The sequence below is a fragment of the Rhodococcus sp. P4_F3_2 genome, from assembly GCF_056401335.1.
In genome coordinates this window covers 135747-154001 of the sequence record NZ_JBFUJN010000011.1, presented here as the reverse complement: position 1 = coordinate 154001, position 18255 = coordinate 135747, and the positions used below count along the sequence as shown (strand labels likewise).

General features: G+C 63.0%; 18 protein-coding genes. 9 read left to right on the top strand and 9 right to left on the bottom strand.

All coding sequences use genetic code 11. The features are described 5' to 3' along the window. The first annotated feature begins 214 nt into the window (after positions 1 to 214). Positions 215 to 541, top strand: a complete 327-nt coding sequence (locus tag AC1DWA_RS13940; RefSeq protein ID WP_019744757.1) for a chorismate mutase — start codon at positions 215 to 217, stop codon at positions 539 to 541. A gap of 74 nt (positions 542 to 615) precedes the next feature. Here the strand turns inward: AC1DWA_RS13940 and AC1DWA_RS13935 are convergent, their stop codons facing one another. Continuing rightward, complete coding sequence (locus tag AC1DWA_RS13935) at positions 616 to 2070, bottom strand: NAD-dependent succinate-semialdehyde dehydrogenase (protein WP_024487185.1); 1455 nt, start codon at positions 2068 to 2070, stop codon at positions 616 to 618. 92 nt (positions 2071 to 2162) lie between these two features. On the opposite strand from AC1DWA_RS13935, the gene pgi reads away from it, so the two are divergent. Beyond that, entirely contained in the window at positions 2163 to 3818 is a 1656-nt protein-coding gene (pgi, locus tag AC1DWA_RS13930) for a glucose-6-phosphate isomerase (protein WP_477846266.1), read from the top strand. A gap of 1 nt (position 3819) precedes the next feature. Here pgi and AC1DWA_RS13925 read toward each other — a convergent pair whose 3' ends face one another. Continuing rightward, positions 3820 to 4632 (bottom strand): FAD:protein FMN transferase, encoded by an 813-nt coding sequence (locus tag AC1DWA_RS13925; protein ID WP_020970361.1) that lies wholly within the window; start codon positions 4630 to 4632, stop codon positions 3820 to 3822. Between the two features lie 892 nt (positions 4633 to 5524). Here AC1DWA_RS13925 and AC1DWA_RS13920 point away from each other — a divergent pair. Beyond that, a complete protein-coding gene (locus AC1DWA_RS13920) occupies positions 5525 to 5968 on the top strand; it encodes a helix-turn-helix domain-containing protein (protein WP_019744761.1) in 444 nt (147 codons plus the stop codon). A 13-nt stretch (positions 5969 to 5981) separates the two neighbouring features. Here the strand turns inward: AC1DWA_RS13920 and AC1DWA_RS13915 are convergent, their stop codons facing one another. The 3 genes from AC1DWA_RS13915 to AC1DWA_RS13905 are packed head-to-tail and all read right to left on the bottom strand — an operon-like array spanning position 5982 to position 8089. Further along, positions 5982 to 6800: an ABC transporter permease gene (locus AC1DWA_RS13915; protein ID WP_019744762.1), complete on the bottom strand. Its 819-nt coding sequence runs from the start codon at positions 6798 to 6800 to the stop codon at positions 5982 to 5984. Next, positions 6760 to 7611 carry an ABC transporter ATP-binding protein gene (locus AC1DWA_RS13910; RefSeq protein WP_046378992.1) on the bottom strand — a complete coding sequence of 284 codons (852 nt, stop codon included), beginning with the start codon at positions 7609 to 7611 and terminating at the stop codon, positions 6760 to 6762. Before AC1DWA_RS13910 ends, AC1DWA_RS13915 begins: the two co-directional genes overlap by 41 nt. A gap of 1 nt (position 7612) precedes the next feature. Continuing rightward, positions 7613 to 8089 carry a MarR family winged helix-turn-helix transcriptional regulator gene (locus tag AC1DWA_RS13905; protein ID WP_052740958.1) on the bottom strand — a complete coding sequence of 159 codons (477 nt, stop codon included), beginning with the start codon at positions 8087 to 8089 and terminating at the stop codon, positions 7613 to 7615. 124 nt (positions 8090 to 8213) lie between these two features. Here AC1DWA_RS13905 and AC1DWA_RS13900 point away from each other — a divergent pair, with 124 nt between their 5' ends. Next, entirely contained in the window at positions 8214 to 8717 is a 504-nt protein-coding gene (locus AC1DWA_RS13900) for a COG4315 family predicted lipoprotein (protein ID WP_046378993.1), read from the top strand. A 3-nt stretch (positions 8718 to 8720) separates the two neighbouring features. Here AC1DWA_RS13900 and AC1DWA_RS13895 read toward each other — a convergent pair whose 3' ends face one another. Further along, positions 8721 to 10043, bottom strand: a complete 1323-nt coding sequence (locus AC1DWA_RS13895) for an NAD(P)/FAD-dependent oxidoreductase (protein ID WP_046378994.1) — start codon at positions 10041 to 10043, stop codon at positions 8721 to 8723. Then, on the bottom strand, positions 10043 to 10795 hold the full coding sequence (locus AC1DWA_RS13890; protein WP_046378995.1) for an SDR family oxidoreductase: 753 nt from the start codon (positions 10793 to 10795) through the stop codon (positions 10043 to 10045). Before AC1DWA_RS13890 ends, AC1DWA_RS13895 begins: the two co-directional genes overlap by 1 nt. An 82-nt stretch (positions 10796 to 10877) precedes the next feature. Here AC1DWA_RS13890 and AC1DWA_RS13885 point away from each other — a divergent pair, with 82 nt between their 5' ends. Genes AC1DWA_RS13885 through AC1DWA_RS13875 form a run of 3 tightly spaced genes read left to right on the top strand, consistent with a single transcriptional unit; the run spans position 10878 to position 15315 of the window. Further along, positions 10878 to 12287 (top strand): dihydrolipoyl dehydrogenase family protein, encoded by a 1410-nt coding sequence (locus tag AC1DWA_RS13885; protein WP_046380000.1) that lies wholly within the window; start codon positions 10878 to 10880, stop codon positions 12285 to 12287. A 29-nt stretch (positions 12288 to 12316) separates the two neighbouring features. After that, on the top strand, positions 12317 to 13846 hold the full coding sequence (locus tag AC1DWA_RS13880; RefSeq protein WP_021332290.1) for a carboxylesterase/lipase family protein: 1530 nt from the start codon (positions 12317 to 12319) through the stop codon (positions 13844 to 13846). Further along, positions 13843 to 15315, top strand: coding sequence for a carboxylesterase/lipase family protein (locus AC1DWA_RS13875; RefSeq protein WP_477916720.1), 1473 nt, complete (start codon positions 13843 to 13845; stop codon positions 15313 to 15315). Before AC1DWA_RS13880 ends, AC1DWA_RS13875 begins: the two co-directional genes overlap by 4 nt. A 7-nt stretch (positions 15316 to 15322) precedes the next feature. On the opposite strand, the gene AC1DWA_RS13870 is transcribed toward AC1DWA_RS13875, so the two are convergent. Further along, a complete protein-coding gene (locus AC1DWA_RS13870) occupies positions 15323 to 15748 on the bottom strand; it encodes a hypothetical protein (RefSeq protein WP_003946354.1) in 426 nt (141 codons plus the stop codon). Continuing rightward, a complete protein-coding gene (locus tag AC1DWA_RS13865) occupies positions 15745 to 16335 on the bottom strand; it encodes a helix-turn-helix domain-containing protein (protein ID WP_019744771.1) in 591 nt (196 codons plus the stop codon). The genes AC1DWA_RS13870 and AC1DWA_RS13865 overlap by 4 nt, the downstream gene beginning before the upstream one ends. Positions 16336 to 16500: 165 nt before the next feature. On the opposite strand from AC1DWA_RS13865, the gene AC1DWA_RS13860 reads away from it, so the two are divergent. Continuing rightward, positions 16501 to 17286: an aldolase gene (locus tag AC1DWA_RS13860; RefSeq protein WP_019744772.1), complete on the top strand. Its 786-nt coding sequence runs from the start codon at positions 16501 to 16503 to the stop codon at positions 17284 to 17286. Between the two features lie 33 nt (positions 17287 to 17319). Continuing rightward, on the top strand, positions 17320 to 18222 hold the full coding sequence (locus AC1DWA_RS13855; protein ID WP_046378997.1) for a dihydrodipicolinate synthase family protein: 903 nt from the start codon (positions 17320 to 17322) through the stop codon (positions 18220 to 18222). Positions 18223 to 18255 lie beyond the last annotated feature (33 nt).

Genomic DNA, 18255 nt, shown 5'->3' with positions numbered 1-18255 from the left:
TATGTTCAGCATTTCCGTTCGCGACAACACGGCCGACCCCGTCGGCCCGCTGTGGCGTTACTTTACGTGCCCCGGACCTCGGTGCACGTGATCTGAACAGCTCACCCGCCCCTGGTCCGAATCGGATCCGGGGCATTTTCGTCAGTGTGCCTGGATCGGTAACGACCCGAGCCGAGACCACGATCCACGCAGTAGGAAGAGGAGACGAATAGCAATGAGCACCCAGGCTGCAGCCCCCAATGGAAATACTGTAAATACTGTAAACACTGCTCCGACAGACGTCGAGATCCCCCAGAGTGAGGCGGAGATCGACGAACTACGGAAAGAAATCGACCGTCTCGACGCCGAGATCCTCGCGGCCATCAAACGCCGCTCCGAGGTCTCCCAAATCATCGGCCGTACCCGGATGGCATCGGGTGGTCCGCGTCTGGTGCACAGCCGAGAGATGAAGGTCCTCGAACGGTTCAACGAGCTGGGCCAGGAAGGCCACACCCTCGCGATGCTGCTCCTGCGCCTGGGCCGCGGACGCCTGGGCCACTAGCGCACACCCAGATTACTTGCGAACGGCTACATCGGATGCCTCTGGCAGTCCCGATGTAGCCGTTCGTGTGTGTATCAGTTCTCGAGCGCGATGTACTTCGTGTTCAGGTATTCCTCGATCCCCTCGGTCCCGCCCTCGCGGCCGAATCCGGATTCCTTCACACCGCCGAACGGCGCTGCCGCGTCCGAGATCACTCCTCGGTTGACGCCGATCATTCCTGATTCCAGTGCGTCGGAGACCCGAAGCGCACGGTCGAGATCCCTCGTGAAGATGTACGCAGCCAATCCGAACTCGGTGTCGTTGGCGGCCGCGATGCCTTCGGCTTCGGTGTCGAAGCCGGTGATCGCGGCAACGGGTCCGAACACCTCTTCCTTCAGTATCCGCGCGCTCGCCGGAACGTCGGCCAACACCGTGGCCGGATAGAAGTAACCCTCACCACCTGGCGCTTTACCGCCCAGTCGAACCTTCGCCCCGGCATCCACCGCATCTGCAACCAACTCTGCGACCGTGTCGAGCTGGTTCTGGTTGATCAGCGGGCCGAGCTTCGTCTCCGGGTCGGTACCCGGTCCCATCGTGAACGCCGCCATCTTCTCGGTCAGCTTGGTCGTGAACTCCTCACGCACGGCGTTGGCGACATGGAACCGGTTGGCGGCGGTGCAGGCTTCGCCTCCGTTGCGAAGCTTGGCCAGTACCGCACCCTCGACTGCCTTGTCTACGTCCGCGTCGTCGAACACGACGAAGGGCGCATTGCCACCCAATTCCATCGACGTGCGGAGCAATCGCTTCGCGGACTTCTCCACCAGCATCTTGCCGACGCCGGTGGAGCCGGTGAAGGTGAGCTTGCGCAGTCGAGGGTCGTCGATGAGAGGGCCGGTCACTTCACCGGATTTCGATGTCGGCAACACCGAGAGGACTCCGTCGGGCAGCCCTGCTTCGGCCATGAGCTGAGCGAGCAGCAGCATCGTCAACGGGGTCTCCGAGGCGGGCTTGACGATGATCGTGCAGCCGGCGGCCAACGCCGGTCCGATCTTGCGGGTGCCCATCGCCAACGGAAAATTCCAGGGAGTGATGGCCAGACACGGTCCGACCGGCGCCTTGGTGACAAGGATCCGGCCGTTGCCCGCCGGCGCCGGCGTGTAGCGCCCGCCGATGCGAACGGCCTCCTCGCTGAACCACCGGAAGAACTCGGCGCCGTATTTGACCTCGGCACGGCTCTCGGCGAGTGCCTTGCCCATTTCGAGGGTCATCAGCAGCGCCACGTCCTCGGCGCGCTCGGTGATCTTCTCGAAGACGGCTCGCAGAATTTCACCACGCTCGCGCGCAGGTGTGCTCGCCCACTTCGACGAGACGGCCACGGCTTCGTCGAGAGCGCGCAGCGCGTCCGCGGGGCTCGCATCGGCGACGTCGGTCAACGATTTTCCGGTCGCCGGATCCGCCACCGGGAAGGTCGCGTTGTTCTCCGCGGGCACGAACCGGCCGCCGACGAACAACTGGGTGGGAACTGATCGAATGAATTCGAATGTGTCCATGGGTTCCATGATGCTCGTCGGAGCCGCGTCCGTCTGCCCGCCAGCGAGACTCACGCGGAAGTTTCCAGCTTGTGCCACTAAAGTCGATGATCGTGAGCACTGACATCACCGGAACCTCAGCCTGGCAGAAACTGCGCGCTCATTACGCCGACATCGAAGGCGTTCACCTGCGAGAACTCTTCCAGGACGATCCAGCCCGCGGGCGAGAGCTGACGATCGACGCCGGTGATCTTCACATCGACTACAGCAAGCATCGCGTCAGCCGCGAGACTCTCGCGCTACTCGTCGAGCTGGCCCGCGAGGCCGGCGTCGAGGCACGACGCGACGCGATGTTCGCGGGCGATCACATCAACAGCTCGGAAGACCGAGCCGTGCTGCACACAGCACTGCGTCTGCCGAAGGATTCTGCTCTGCCCGTCGACGGTCAGGACGTCGTCGCGGACGTTCACGAAGTTCTGGACGCGATGGGCGCTTTCGCGGATCGGGTGCGCAGTGGCGAGTGGACGGGCGCCACCGGCAAGCGCATCCGCACCATCGTCAACATCGGCATCGGCGGTTCCGATCTCGGGCCCGTGATGGTCTATCGCGCGCTACGGCACTACGCGGACGCCGGGATCAGCGTTCGGTTCGTCTCCAACATCGACCCGGTCGACCTGGTCGGGCAGCTCGACGACCTCGATCCGGAGACGACGCTCTTCATCGTCGCGTCCAAGACGTTTTCCACCCTCGAGACGCTCACCAACGCGACGGCGGCAAAGCGTTGGCTGTTCGCCGGTCTGGGCAGCGAAGACGTCTCGGCCGTAGCCAAGCATTTCGTCGCAGTCTCCACCCATGGTGATCGCGTGGCGGAGTTCGGCATCGACACCGCGAACATGTTCGGATTCTGGGATTGGGTCGGCGGGCGCTACTCCGTCGACTCGGCGATCGGCTTGTCGGTCATGTGCGCCGTCGGACCCGTTCGTTTTGCCGAATTCCTCGACGGTTTCCACCAGATCGACACGCACTTCCGAAACCAACCGCTCGAGCAGAACGCGCCGGTTCTCCTCGGGCTCATCGGACTCTGGTACTCCAACTTCTTCGGCGCTCAGTCCCGCGCAGTGCTGCCCTACTCCAACGACCTGTTGCGCTTTCCCGCGTACCTGCAGCAGCTGACCATGGAGTCCAATGGCAAGTCGGTGCGCGCCGACGGCTCACCGGTGACCACGTCCACCGGTGAGATCTTCTGGGGCGAGCCGGGGACCAACGGCCAACACGCGTTTTATCAGCTCCTGCATCAGGGCACGTGGCTCGTGCCCGCCGATTTCATCGGCTTCGCGGAATCCACCGACGATCTGCCGACGGCGGACGGCACCGGATCCATGCACGATCTGCTCATGAGTAACTTCTTCGCTCAGACAAAGGTTCTCGCCTTCGGCAAGACTGCCGAAGAAATCGCTTCAGAGGGCACGGCCCCGGAGTTGGTGCCGCACAAGGTGATGCCAGGCAACCGGCCTTCGAGCACCATCCTGGCCAAGGAATTGACGCCCTCGGTCGTCGGTCAGTTGATCGCACTCTACGAGCACCAGGTATTTGTCGAAGGTGCTGTGTGGGGTGTCAATCCGTTCGATCAGTGGGGCGTCGAACTCGGCAAGACGCAGGCACTGGAACTGGGACCTGCACTCTCCTCCGAAGAGGCACCCGGCGACCTCGGCGACACGTCCACCGATGCACTCGTGCACTGGTACCGCAAGGAACGCGGACGGGCCTGATTCACGCGGCAGCAGGGCCGAACCAACTCTCCGTCGCGTACACACGTCCGGATCGGTCGACGAGCCGAGCGCGAAGCTCTTGCTGTTCAACCCATTTGATGGCGCTGATACCCCGGATCAACGCTGCTTCGCTCGCGGCGTACGCCCACACCGCGTCGTCCGCGATCACCGAGACTTGCGCCCACTCCGTGGAGGGACGCTCCTGGTTCGGCTCCCAGGAGGGCAGCTCTACCGCCCGCGCCGTCGCCATCGCGGTTCCGTTGATCAGTTCGACTTCCTCGCTGCCCGGTACCGGAATCTGCCAGCCACCGGCCGGTGCATGGCCGGCCGTGGCGATCACGTCGCCGATCCGTACGGCAACACCACATTGCAGTTCGGCAGCCACGATCTGCGCGGCGCGATCGACGGTGTCTGCCTTGGCAACTCCGGTGATGTCGAACGACGCACCCCAGGGCGCGTACACCACGTCGCCGTCGAGCTGTACGTCCTCGAACGTCGGGGTCGGGTGGACCGGAGGGATGGACTCGTCCTCGGAGTAGTTGTCGGCAAGCGGATTGACTGCGCCGCCGGTCATACGAGCCGCCCACAGCGCCGACCGCAAGAGAGCAGACATACGCCGAGTCACTTTGACCGGAGTTCCCTGAGCGAGGTTGACGGCGTGAATCTCGGCGTCGCCCCGGCGAAGGTCGCACACCGCCTCGGTCTCGTCGATGGCAGCTGCGATCAACGCGTGCGCAGTGGGCAGCGCAGCGCCTTCGGTGACATCCACCTCCACGGCGGAATCCCACATCGCCCACTTCTCGACACTGACCATGTCAGTCCTGCCCTTCGAACACACCGCGTTGTAACCAGTATGCGCCGGTCAGCAAGCCCCGTGCCATAAGCCGCTTCCGAGGCCGAGGCACGCATCCTGCAGGAGGAGCAGCGCACGGCAGGGGCTGATGGTAGATCTGTGCGACAGAATTGCCGCCCTCCCTGTGCAAGCCGCGTAGTCCTTCGAAGGGTCCTGACACGTACCCGATGTCGACGGACGTCGACTACTACCGGCGCAACGGGCTATTCCGATCCGAAAGACGCAGAGGCGACGCTCGACATGTCGTGCCGAGACGCTGCGCCTCGAGCTCGGTCTGCCGCAAAACACGTCCGGGCGACGCTGGTATCACCGCAGGAGATAGCGGCGACTGACGAGAAGCACTGTGTTCCAACGTCGATGACATACCAATCGGCCGCTTTCGACGCGCGCCACTTTCGACAGGTCGACACACCTGCCCGCTCACTCTCGACTGCCGAGAAAAATACGCGCCCATCACTACGCGCGAGCGTCGAGCAGAGCACCGAGAAGGAGTTCCGAACACGCGGCGCGCCAACCGCCGGAGAGAGTAACGCCCGGCGCACGGCGGCAATGCTCGCACGTTACAGACAGGGCCACGATGCATCGACGCAGCTACATAGGACCGGCCGAAAGAACCTGCAGCGCAACGGCGTAACCACCGACATTTTGCTTATACGCCACCCGCACGCCCGTTGGCAAAACGAACGGTCAGTACGCGGCGTAAATCACATACTTTACAAAGTCTTTGGAATCTCTCCGCGCCAAATATCCGCAGGTGAAAGGACTTTCGACCGGAGTCCAGAATAACCGTGTCGTCTACTATGTGAAAACTGCGAAGTAGCTGTGACGCTGGGTCACGCTCGAGGGAGGAATTGTGACCGATTCATTCAAGGACCGCTTGAACGCCTTGTACCCGGCCACAGCACCGAGACTCACCAACGCACAAGTTGTGGAAGCCCTTTCACAACGCGGATGCAAGATTTCGACACCGTACCTCTCTCAGCTCCGGAGCGGTGTGCGCACAAATCCGTCAGAGCAAGTCGTTTTGGCATTGGCCGACTACTTCGGCGTAGCAGCAGAGTACTTCTTCGGCCCGACGCCTCGCCAAGATCCCGAACTGATTCCGGAAGAAGACCGTTCGGTTGTCGAAGAGTTCCACGACAGCGAATTGCGTTCTCTGGCTATGAAAGCGGTCGATCTCTCCCCTGAATCGCAGGACTTACTCTCGTCGATTGCGGAGAAACTTCGCTCGTCCGAAGGACTCCCGGCCGTACCTCCGGATTGCAGCACGTACGCCCCACCGTTCACTCGTGACTGATCCAGCGCGAAGATCAGCGAGTCAAGCGGCCCAATAGTGCCGAGGCGGTGACGATTCCGAGCAGCGCTGCCCCGATCAGCACGCCGAAGTCGACGACATAGTTGGTCGGCATTCCGATGAGTAGACCGCGCAGTGCTGACACCTCGTAGCTCAGCGGGTTGATGCGGCTGAGCCACTGAACCCACGTCGGCATGAGTTCGACCGGGTACAGCGCGTTGGACGCAAAGAACAATGGCATGGTGATTGCCTGCCCGATGCCCATCAATCGATCTCGTTTGAGCACGATTCCCGCGATCGCAACCGACAAGCAGGCAAAGAACGCTGAACCCAGGACAACGACCAATACGACCCCGAGCAGTTTGAGCGGGTTCCACGTCATACTCACGCCCAACAGCGCCGCCACGATGACGACCACCATTGCCTGGGCGACTGCGCGGATCCCGGCGGCGAATGCCTTACCTGTCACCAATGCTGCGCGCGGCGTCGGCGTGACCATCAATTTGGTGAGGACTCCCGCGTCACGCTCCCAGATGATCTGGATTCCGTAGAAGATCGCAACAAAAAGAGCGGACTGCGCAATGATGCCGGGCGCGAGAAAGTCGAGATACGGTACGTCGCCAGTGGGGATCGCTCGGATATGGCTGAACGTCTGGCCGAAGATCACCAACCAGAGGATCGGCTGGATTGCGCGCGTGACCAATTCAGATCGGTCGTGCCGCAACTTCTGAACTTCCACGAGGCAGAATGTGTAAATTCTCGAGAGCAATCGAGCAAAACCGTTGGTAGTGGGATCAGCCCAAGCGGCGCGCTGTGCGACGGGCACTGCGGACATCGCGGAGACCTCCTGACTTGTCGCCGGTGAGATCGTCGCCGGTGTAGTGACGGAACACGTCTTCGAGAGTGGCCTCCGGCCCCAGTTCGGCGGCCAACTCGCTCGGCTCGCCCACCACCCGAAGTTCACCGTGATGCATCAACGCAACACGATCACACAGCTCCTCGGCCTCTTCCATGTAGTGCGTCGTCAGCAGCACAGTCATGCCGTACTGCTTCTGCATCTCCGCCACTCGCTGCCAGACGGATTCGCGGGCAATGGGATCCAGCCCCACCGTCGGTTCGTCGAGTACCAGCAGCGACGGTCGGTTCACCAGCGCCTGCGCAAGTTCGAGCCGTCGCACCATACCGCCGGAGAAACTCGACGCCAGGCGATCGCCTGAATCGAGCAGGTCCACCATCTCGAGCGCCTGGTCGACGCGCTCGCGTCGTTCGGACCGCGGAACGTCGTACAGTCTCGCGAACCAGGTCACGTTCTCGCGCGCGGTCAATGCGCTTTCGATCGAGAGTTGTTGTGGCACGTATCCGAGGTAGCGCCGAATGGTCATCGCCTCGGTACGAACTGAGCGACCGAGAATCCGAATATCACCGTCTTGCAGAGGAAGTAACGTGTTGAGCAATCTGATCGTCGTAGTCTTTCCTGCACCGTTGGGACCGAGCAGGCCGAAGCACTCCCCCGCGTTGATGACCAGACTCAGGTTGTCCACCGCGCGGTGGTCGCCGAACTTGTATGTAACCGAGTCGATCTCGACCGCGTGTGCGCCGGGGTCGGGTGAACCTGCCGCTCGGCTCTTCCACCACTGTGTCAGCATCTCACTGCCCCTCACCTTCTGATCCGGCTGCTGCCAGAGCGCTCGCCAATCGCGACAGGGCTGGTAGCGCAGCCTCGATCCTCGCCCTGTCTTCTCCGGTCAGACTCGACAATGCCTGACCGACAATCACACTCCGGCGATCACGCCACACTTCGACGCGGGCGCGCGCCTCGTCCGAGAGGACCAATCGCGCGACGCGTCGATCAGCCTCGTCGGCAACCCGTTCGATCACTCCATCGTCGACGAGCTGCCGAACCAGGGTGGACACCGTGTTTGCCGCGACACCCAATCGCCCGGCAGCCTCAGCCACCGACAGACCCGGGTTGCGCCGTAGCAGCCTGACGAGTTCGATTTGGGCGCCGCCGAGCGGTCGTTCTGCAAACGGTCGCCCCGATGCCTTCCTCGTACCCCGGCGCAATTGCCCGAGCGTCTCCAGGACGTCTTCCGAAAGCCTGTGATCTGCTCCGATTTCATCCACACCCCACAATAGCTCTGTAACAGAGCTATTGTCGAGGAATCCGGACGCCCGGCGTTTTCAGCTCGTCCGCAACGGGTATCCCCGATTGCTTGTCCCGAGCACTCCCGCCCAGAACGGAGACGTCATGCGCAGACAGTGGTTGTTCGCGACGGTTACGAGTAGCGCCCTGATCCTCACCGGTTGCTCGCCCGACGCCCTCGATTCCGGGGACAGCGCAGACAACGTCACTGCCATTGCGACGTCGCTGTCGCCACCCGCCGCCGCTGATGCACCCCTGCTGAAGACCGCCGACTCCCCACTCGGGACGATCGCCGTCGACGGCGAAGGCATGACCGTCTACGTCTACAACCCGGACGAGGAGAACTCACAAGCCGGGTCGTGCGACGAAGCGTGCCTGCGTTACTGGCCGGCGGTCACCTCGGTCACGGATTCGCCGATCGTCGAAGGAATCGACGCCGTCATCGACACTGTCGACGGGCCTGAAGGATCTTTCCAGATCACCGTCAACGGCAAGCCCGTCTATCGGTACCTCGACGACAAGGTTCCCGGAGACATGCTCGGACAGAGCGTCGGCAGCCTGTGGTGGATGATCGACGCCGCCGGAAACCCCGTGTTCAAGACTGAGTAACCCTCAGTTGTACGGCTGCCGCGCGGTTTCGGGGTCGCCGTACGTGATTGCCCGTTCCCGACGCGTTTTCGACGCCAGGGTTGCGCCCCAGTTCAGCACCGTGCTGGCGCGATTGCGGAACCCCGCGAGGAACGCGATGTGGATGATTCCCCATGACACCCATCCGATGAACCCGGACAACTGGACCGGCCCTGCCTGAAGCAACGCGTGGCGTCGCGAAATGTAGGCCGCGGTTCCAAGATCGCGGTACTTGAACGGTTTTCGGCTGGGCACGCCGTTTTCCACGGTTGCAGCGATCCGGGCACCGGCGTGCCGACCACCCTGCATCGCGACCTCGGCCACCCCGGCAAGTTTGTCCCGCGACATGAGGTCGCCCACCACGTAGACGTTCGGGTGGCCGGGAACGGTCAGATCGGCTTCCACCTCGATGCGGCCACCGCCGACCTGCTTCACACCCAGCGCCGTGGCCAGTGCCTCGGCGAACGGCACTGCTTCGACGCCCGCGGTCCACAGAATCGTGCGGGTCTCGTACTGCTGCTTCTCTTTTGTCTTCTTGTCCGTCGTCTCGATGCTGGTCTCGCACACGTCGGTGACGTGCACGCCGAGGTGAGTCTCGACGCCGATCCCGTCGAGAGTACGTTTGGCGGCGGCCGAGAGCTTGCGACTGAACGAAGGGAGCACCCGATCGTCGCCGTGGAAGAGCAGTACCCTTGCCTCGTCCGGGTCGATGGACCGGAACTCGTTTGTGAGCGCGTGCATCGCCAATTCGCGGATCTGTCCGGCCAATTCGACGCCGGTGGGTCCGCCGCCCGCCACGGCGAATGTCAGCCACGGTCGACGTTCTTCCGCTGTCGGGAGCGATTCGGCCATCTCGAACGCAGCAATGAGACTGCGTCTGATCGCCAAAGCGTCGTCGAGGGTTTTCATGCCGGGCGCCCATTTGATGAACTCGTCCTGGCCGTGGTACGACTGGCGCATTCCAGCCGCCACGATTAGGTAGTCGTACGGCAATTCGAAGGTCGACCCGTCGAAGCGACTGGCAGTCAGTATCCCGGCGTCGGCGTCCACCGACTTGGCCTCGCCCAGAACGACGTTCGTGTTCTTGTTGTCCTCGAGCAGATGTCGCAGCGGACTTGCGATCTGCCCTTCGGAGAGCAGACCCGTGGCGCACTGGTAGAGCAGGGGCTGGAAGACGTGGCTGGTCCCTCGGTCGATCAGAACCACCTCGACGTCGGCCTTCTTGAGTCGTCTCGCTGCGTACAGTCCACCGAAGCCGCCACCGACGATCACTACGCGGGGCTTACCGTTCGAGATGTGGATGCTCATCAGACAAACCTCGCTGTCACGGAGTTGGGCAGGAATCGTAGGGCCACATCTATCCCTTGCCACTTGAGGCCGGGTAGCGCCGCTCGGGTGGTTTCCTTCTCGATGGCGTCGACCATGGCACTGACGCCTTCGTCCAAACTGGCCATGAGCGCTGCGTCGTCGCCGGCGCCGGCGGACATGTCGGTCTTGATGAAGCCCGGCAGCAGGGTGGTGACGCGAATAGGTGTGCGCGCCAACTCGATACTGAGCGCCTCACCCAGAGCCGCTACCCCGGCCTTGCTTGCCGAATAGGCCGCTTTTGGCCCTGGTAGCCCCCGATCCGCGCTGATCGAGGACACGAGAACCAGGTGTCCGGCGTCCTGCGCGCGGAAGATCTCGAGCGCGGCTTCACACTGCGACAGCGCGCCGACAAAATTCGTCTGCGCTGTTGCAAGATTCGCGTGCGCTTTTCCGGTTCCGATCTTGGCGCCCTTGCCGAGCCCGGCGTTCACGATCACCCGGTCCAGGCCACCCAACTCGTCGCGCAGCTCACCGAAAACCCGGACGACGGAATCGTGTTCGGTCACATCGAGTTCGCGCACTGCGACGCTGATCGACGGGTACTGCGCCACCAGCTCCCCACGCAGCGTGTCGAGACGATCCGTCCGCCGGGCACACAACGCGAGGTCGCGACCGGCCGCGGCGAATCTCCTGGCCATCTCCTCGCCCAGACCAGAACTGGCACCGGTGATCAAAATCTTCTGCCGCGTCATGGGTGCAACTGTAACCATCTTCGAGTTCTCGTACCCGGCGGTAACCGAGCGAACTCGGACCGATCCGACATACCGTGGAGCCATGACCGACGAATTCGATGTCATCGTGATCGGCGGTGGGCCCGCCGGCGAGAACGCCGCCGCGTACGCCATCGCCGGAAGTAATCGCACCGCCGCAATCGTGGAACACGAACTGGTCGGCGGTGAATGCTCGTATTGGGCCTGTATGCCCAGCAAGGCGCTACTGCGCCCGGGGCAGGTCCTCGAGGCGGCCGACGCTTTGCCCGGGATCCCGGCCGGACCGCTGGACGTCGAGGCCGTCCTGAAACGGCGCGACTCGTTCACCCACAACCACGACGATTCGTCCCAGGTCGACTGGGCCACCTCCGCGGGAATCACCGTGATCAAAGGCCACGGGGTGATCGACGGCGAGCGCGCTGTGACCGTCGACGGGACCCGTAAGCTCCGCGCCCGCCAAGCCGTTGTACTCGCCACGGGCACAACTGCCACTGTCCCGAAGACGCCGGGGTTGCGTGAAGCACTCCCGTGGACGTCGCGCGATGCGACCAATCTCCACGAGGTTCCGTCGCGGGTGGCGGTCATCGGCGGCGGAGTCGTCGCAACGGAGTGCGCAACGTGGTTGTCGTCGTTCGGCGCTCACGTGACACTGCTCGTGAGAGGCGATGCTCTGTTGAAATCGGCAGAACCGTTTGCCGGAACGATGGTTGCCGAAGCACTCGGCGCCCGCGGTGTGGACGTTCGACTGAGCACCGCCGTCAACTCGGTGTCGCGACCCGACGCCAAGGACACCGGTGAAGGCCACATCCACGGTGGACCCGTCAGCATCGAGACCTCTTCCGGTGTGATCGAGGTCGACGAGGTCATCGTCGCGGCGGGCCGCGGGCCGACATCGGCCGATCTCGGCTTGTCCGTCATCGGCCTCGAGGACGGCAAGTACGTCACCACTGACGATCACCTCTGTGCCCAAGGTGAGTGGCTCTACGCCGTCGGCGACATCAACGGTCGCTCTCCCCTCACCCACATGGGCAAGTATCAGGCGAGAGTCTGCGGAGACGTCATCGCCGCGCGGGCCGAGAGCCGCGGACTCAGGGGACCTCGGTACACGGCGTCGGCGGACAACGGACAGGTCCCCCAGGTGGTGTTCACCTCACCCGAGATCGCCTGGGTGGGACGCACCGAGAAGAAAGCTCGCGACGACGGCTACGACATCGAAGTCGTGGAGATCGAACTGGCCGTCGCAGGATCCTCGCTGCTGCGCGACGACTACTCCGGGCGCGCGAAGTTGGTCATCGACAAGGCCACCGACGTGATCCTCGGCGCTACTTTTGCCGGGCCCGAAGTATCCGAACTGGTGCACGCGGCGACAATCGCGGTCGTCGGCGCCGTCCCACTCGAAACTCTCTGGCATGCGGTGCCCTCGTATCCGACGGTCAGTGAGGTCTGGCTTCGATTGCTGGAGGCTCGCCGCTGACGCGATCCCGAAGTACGTATAGTCGCGACATGGCGTCCGACATACTTGTGACCACGGCCGACGGCACCCTACGCGGCCGCCGGGTGGGAAAACTTCGTGCCTGGCGCGGAATTCCCTACGCCCGGCCGCCGGTCGGAACACTGCGTCTGACGCGGCCACAGCCGGTCACACCATGGACCGGAGAACGAGACGCGACCAGGTTCGGCGACGCCTCGGTCCAGCACAAGAAGGGGCTGCTGCTTTCGCCCGGGAAGTACCAGCCGAGCAGCGAGGACTGTCTGACACTCAACGTGCTCGCTCCAGCGAACGCCGGTAACACCCCGCTTCCGGTCATGGTCTTCATCCACGGTGGGGCAAACACCATCGGGACCTCGGCTACCGGCTTGTACTCCGGTGTGTCCCTCGTCGAACGCGGCGACATCGTCTACGTCTCGATCAACTACCGCCTCGGTGCTCTGGGGTACCTCGATTTCACACCCTTCTCCACGGCCGAGCGGGCATTCGATTCCAACCTCGGACTGCGCGATCAGGTCGCGGCCCTGCAATGGGTGCAGCGCAATATCGCTGCCTTCGGTGGGGATCCTGAAAAAGTCACGATCTTCGGTGAATCCGCCGGAGCCACTGCCGTCACCACCTTGATGGCTACTCCGGCTGCCAAGGGACTGTTCGCTGGTGCGATCGCCGAGAGTTCGGCTCCTGATCTGGTCTCGAGCACGCAGCGATCGCACGCCTGGGGCGCGCGTTTCGTCGAGATCCTCAATTCCGGTCTACCGCCCGCGAAGGCTTTGACCTCGGCGACTGCCGTCGAATTGGGCCGAGCAGGCAGCAGACTCGGTGCCGAGGTACTGGCGAACACGCCTGGACTACATCCCTTCGGTCCGGTCGTCGACGGCGACTTCCTGCCGCGCTCCCCCTTGGACGCATTCAATGAAGGATCGGCACACCAGGTTCCGATGATCATCGGCACCAACAGACGGGAGGGAACGCTCTTCCCGAAGGTGCTCGACGCACTCCCGACCAACCCGTCGCGCATCGACACCATGTTCGCTCTCACCGATCCCGAGGCCGGAAAGCGCATCCTCGCAACCTATCCCGGCTATCCCGACGAGCAGTCCGCGATCGACGTCGGTGGAGACGTCACGTTCTGGCACCCTTCAGTGGAGTTGATGCAGGCTCACGCACAATCGGCGCCGACGTACGCCTACCGATTCGACTTCGCGCCGACGATGATGCGTTGGCTCGGCCTCGACGCCACTCACGGTTTCGAGATGTTCGCGGTCTTCGGTATCGGCGACACCCTTGTCGGGCGCGGCCTCACCCTTCCCGGCGGTCGGCGCGGACTGCGCGCAGTCACCGAATCTGTTCAGGGACACTGGCTTCACTTCGCCAAGCACGGCTCGCCGCGTGGGTCGTGGCCGCGTTACGACGCGCAGGAGCGTAGGACCATGATCTTCGACGAGATCGTCCGCGTCGAGAACGATCCCAGACGTGAACAACGCTTGGCCTGGTCGGGATACAGCGGTTACCGTAGCCACGGCACCGACATCTCCCTACCGTGACGAGCCCCCTCGAGATCACTCTCGATTCCGGGGTCGTACGCGGGCGCCTCGATCGAGGACTGCGCACCTGGCGAGCAATCCCCTACGCAGCGGCCCCGACCGGCCGCTCGAGATTTCGCACACCACAGCCGGTCGAGGCTTGGAATGGTGTCCGCCCGGCGGAAGCATTCGGCTCTCCGTCTCCGCAGCGCAAGAGCAACTTCGACGAGAACTCACTCTTCGTCAATGTCGTGGCCCCGCAGGTACCGTCGGATTCGTTGCGACCGGTCATGGTCTTCATTCACGGCGGCGCGTACAACGGCGGGAATCCGTCGACGCCCATGTACCGCGGAACGAGCCTGGTCGAACGTGGCGACATCGTCTACGTCTCGATCCAATATCGTCTCGGCGCGTTGGGCTACCTCGATTTCAGTGAGTATTCCACTGCTGAACAATCATTCGACACGAACCTCGGATTGCGCGATCAGATCGCCGCGCTGACGTGGGTCCAGCGCAACATCGCCTCCTTCGGTGGCGACCCGAACGCCGTCACCGTCTTCGGTGAATCGTCCGGCGCCAACGCTGTCACCACTCTGATGGCAACGCCCGCGGCCCGAGGGTTGTTCGCTCGGGCCATTGCTCAAAGTCCGCCGGCTGCTTCGGCATACGGAAAGGATCGAGCGCAGCGATGGGCGCGCGAGTTCCTCGAGATCGCAGACGCACCGGAARCCGATCCTGCCTCGTGGCTGCGCTCCGCTTCGGTGAAGGAACTGGTCGACGCCGGCGAAGAACTTGCGCGACGCGGCGCGGACGAAGAACCCGGAACACGGGCATTCGCCCCTGTAGTGGGTGACGACATTCTTCCCGAACACCCGCTCGACGTGTTCGCCGCCGGACGGGCCCACCCCGTTCCGCTGCTCGTCGGTTCGAATCTCCATGAGGGGCGGATCTTTCCGCGCGTTCTCGACATCTTGCCTACCAACCCGGTTCGGATCGAGAAGATGTTCTCCCACACCACCCCTGAAGTGAAAGCACGTGCGCTCGCGGCGTATCCCACGTATCCGCATCGTTTCGCTGCCGCCGATCTCGGCGGCGACATCACCTTCTGGGAACCGGCAATACTGTGCGCACAGGGCCATTGCCCGGTAGCTCCTACCTACAGTTACCGCTACGATTTTGCGCCTCGCCTGCTCAGACTCATCGGCATGGGCGCTACCCATGCCACCGAATTGCTTGCGGTCTTCGGCCGTTCGGATGCACTCACCGCGGCCTTGACCGCGGTCGGTGGACGTCGCGGACTGGCCGCGGTGACCTCCACCGTGCAGCGCCACTGGATCCATTTCGCCCGACACGGAGTGCCGGACCAGGATTGGCCCGCCTACTCCGTCCCGGAGCGGCAAACGATGATCTTCGACGAGACGTCCAGAGTGGAGAACGACCCGATGGGTGAGCGTCGACGCGCCTGGATCGGCTACGAGCACCGACGCTGAAGCCCGGTCAGAAGAACTGGCCTTTCACGAAACCTGCGAGCAGGACCGCGAATCCGCCCACCTCACCGAGAATCAGCAGGAACATTCCGAGGTGCAGGGGCGGACCGGCGGACTCGAACTGATTGTCGGTGTCCTTCATCGCACCGTGAGCGATGTAGCTGAAAATCGCTGCGAGAAAGAAGAACACGACCACTGCGGCACTGGTCAGGTTGATCCACGTCGGCCACGCACTGAGTTCGACGAACACCGCGATCAGCAGCGTCGCAAACGAGTACATCAGGGCTGCGCGGTGGGCGATGTCGACATACGGATGGGCGAGGTGATTATCCGAGGTGGCCATCTGTCGGTACTTCCAGATTCCCAGGCACAGGGAGAGAAGGAAGATCAGACCGGCCGCGAGCAGCGTCAGTGTCGTGTCGATCCCCAGGGTCATCTGCTCACCCCGCAGTGCGCTTCCAGTGAGTCACCGCTGGGTGATCCAGTCGAAGGCTTGTCGTAGACGACAACCAGCACCACCGCACGATCTGCCGACACCGATCGCATCCGGTGTGGCGTATTCGCGTCGAAATACAGGCTGTCGCCGGCGTCGAGGTGCATCGTCTGTCCGGGGATTTCGAATTCTACGGATCCGGAGTGCACGAACACGAACTCCTCTCCCGTGTGGTCCATGAACTTGGGACCCATCACCGACGCCGGATGAACCACGAACGGCTGCATGGCCTTTCCGACCATGGAGGGCGCGATCGGATCGTAGACGGAAGACTGCACGGAGGAAGCCGGGTCGATCACGCGGTCCTTGGCGCGCACGATCGTCATGGCATTGCCCTCCATACTGTCCGAGAACAGTTGTCCCACATCGGCATCGAGCACCCGTGCAATTTTGAGCGCCACCGCGATCGACGGGGTACTGATACCCCGCTCGACCTTCGAGAGATAGCTCTTCGTCAGACCGGTCTGCTCGGCCAGGCCCTCGAGCGTCAGACCGGCGCGACGCCGATGTGTTCGCAAAAACGCTGCCATTCGATTCCCCTCACGAGACTTTGTGTCATCACCCTACCAACACATTGACCTGCGACGATCACCGACGCTCGTCCTGAGGGTTGCGCATTTCCGTCTTATATGACACTTTGTGTCCTATAGGTGACTGAATGTCATTGATTCCGGGCCCCGAGAAAGGCACACCCCATGACCGACACGATGCATGCGAGCAAGCAAGAACTCATGGCCACCGCCGAGACGAAAATGCTCACCGAAGTAACCACAGGCAGTTGGACACTTCGACAGAAGATCGCACTGACCTGCCGCGCACTGTCGGACGCCGGCCACGATTCCGGTCTCGCCGGCCAGATCTCCGCCCGCGGTGAGCAGCCTGGCACGTTTGTCACCCAGCGACTCGGCCTCGGGTTCGACGAGATCACCGAGGACAACCTCCTGCTCGTCAACGAGGACCTCGAAGTCCTCGACGGGGAGGGCATGCCGAACCCCGCCAACAGGTTCCACAGTTGGATCTACCGCGCCCGACCCGACGTCAACTGCATCGTCCACACACACCCACTGCACGCGACGGCGTTGTCGATGCTCGAGATTCCCCTCGTCGTCTCCCAAATGGACATCGCGCCCCTCTACGACGACTGCGCATTTCTCGCCGACTGGCCCGGAGTTCCCGTGGGAAACGAAGAGGGCGAGATCATTTCGGCTGCGCTCGGCGACAAGCGGGCAATTCTGCTCGCCCACCACGGCCAACTCGTCGTCGGCAACACAGTCGAAGAAGCATGCTCCCTCGGGCATCTGATCGAGCGGGCCGCGCGGCTGCAGTTGCTGGCAATGGCTGCCGGCGACATCAAGCCGCTACCGCCTCGCCTGGCGAAGGAGGCTCACGATTGGACACTGACCCCTCGGCGCAGCGAGGCGAACTTCGCGTACTACGCCCGTCGGGCTCTCCGCAATCATCCCGACGCACTGACCAACTGAATTTCGTTTCCCACCAACAGAACAGAGAACCCCATGAGCAGCACAATCAAGGGAATCGTCGCCTACCCCATCACCCCGTTCGACCGGGACACCGAAGCATTCGATCCCAAGCCGCTACACACGCTCCTCGACAGCATGATCAGCAGTGGTGTCGACGCGATAGCCCCACTCGGCAGCACCGGCGAGAGCGCCTATCTCGACGACGCCGAATGGGAGTCGGTCGCCCGGGAAACTGTCGACTACGTCGACCGACGAGTCCCCACCGTCGTCGGAGTGTCGGATCTGACGACGGCGGGAGCACTCCGCCGAGCATCGATCGCGGCAGACGCCGGCGCCGACGCGATGATGATCCTCCCCACGTCGTACTGGCATCTGGGTGAGCAGGAGATTCGTGAACACGTCAGTGCGGTCGCCGATTCCGTCGACATTCCCACGATGATCTACAACAATCCCGCGACCACAGGGATCGACATGTCGCCGGAGTTTCTCGTCGACCTCGTCTCCACCGTCGACGGCATCACGATGATCAAGGAATCCACCGGCGACATCACCCGCATGAACCGCATCAACGAACTGAGCGGTGGCACGATTCCCTTCTTCAACGGCAGCAATCCTCTTGCACTGCAATCTTTCTCTGCCGGTGCAAGCGGATGGTGCACGGCAGCCCCGTGTCTGGCCCCCGAACAGGTGGTGCACTTCTGGCGTCTACTCGAATCCGGTGATCGGTCGGGTGCCGCCGCTGTGTTCGAACAAATCGAGCCACTACTGAAGGTCCTCGTCAGTCGCGGACTGCCGTCGACGGTCAAAGCCGGGATGGAATTTCTCGGCGTCGACGCCGGCCTTCCCCGCCGGCCCCTGCTGCCCCTCGACGACAACACCAGAACAGCTTTGTCCGACGCTCTGTCGGTGGCTCGCGGTGTAATCGTCGCGTCGTGACCTGACGTGGGAGTGGGTTCCGGCAAGATGGGA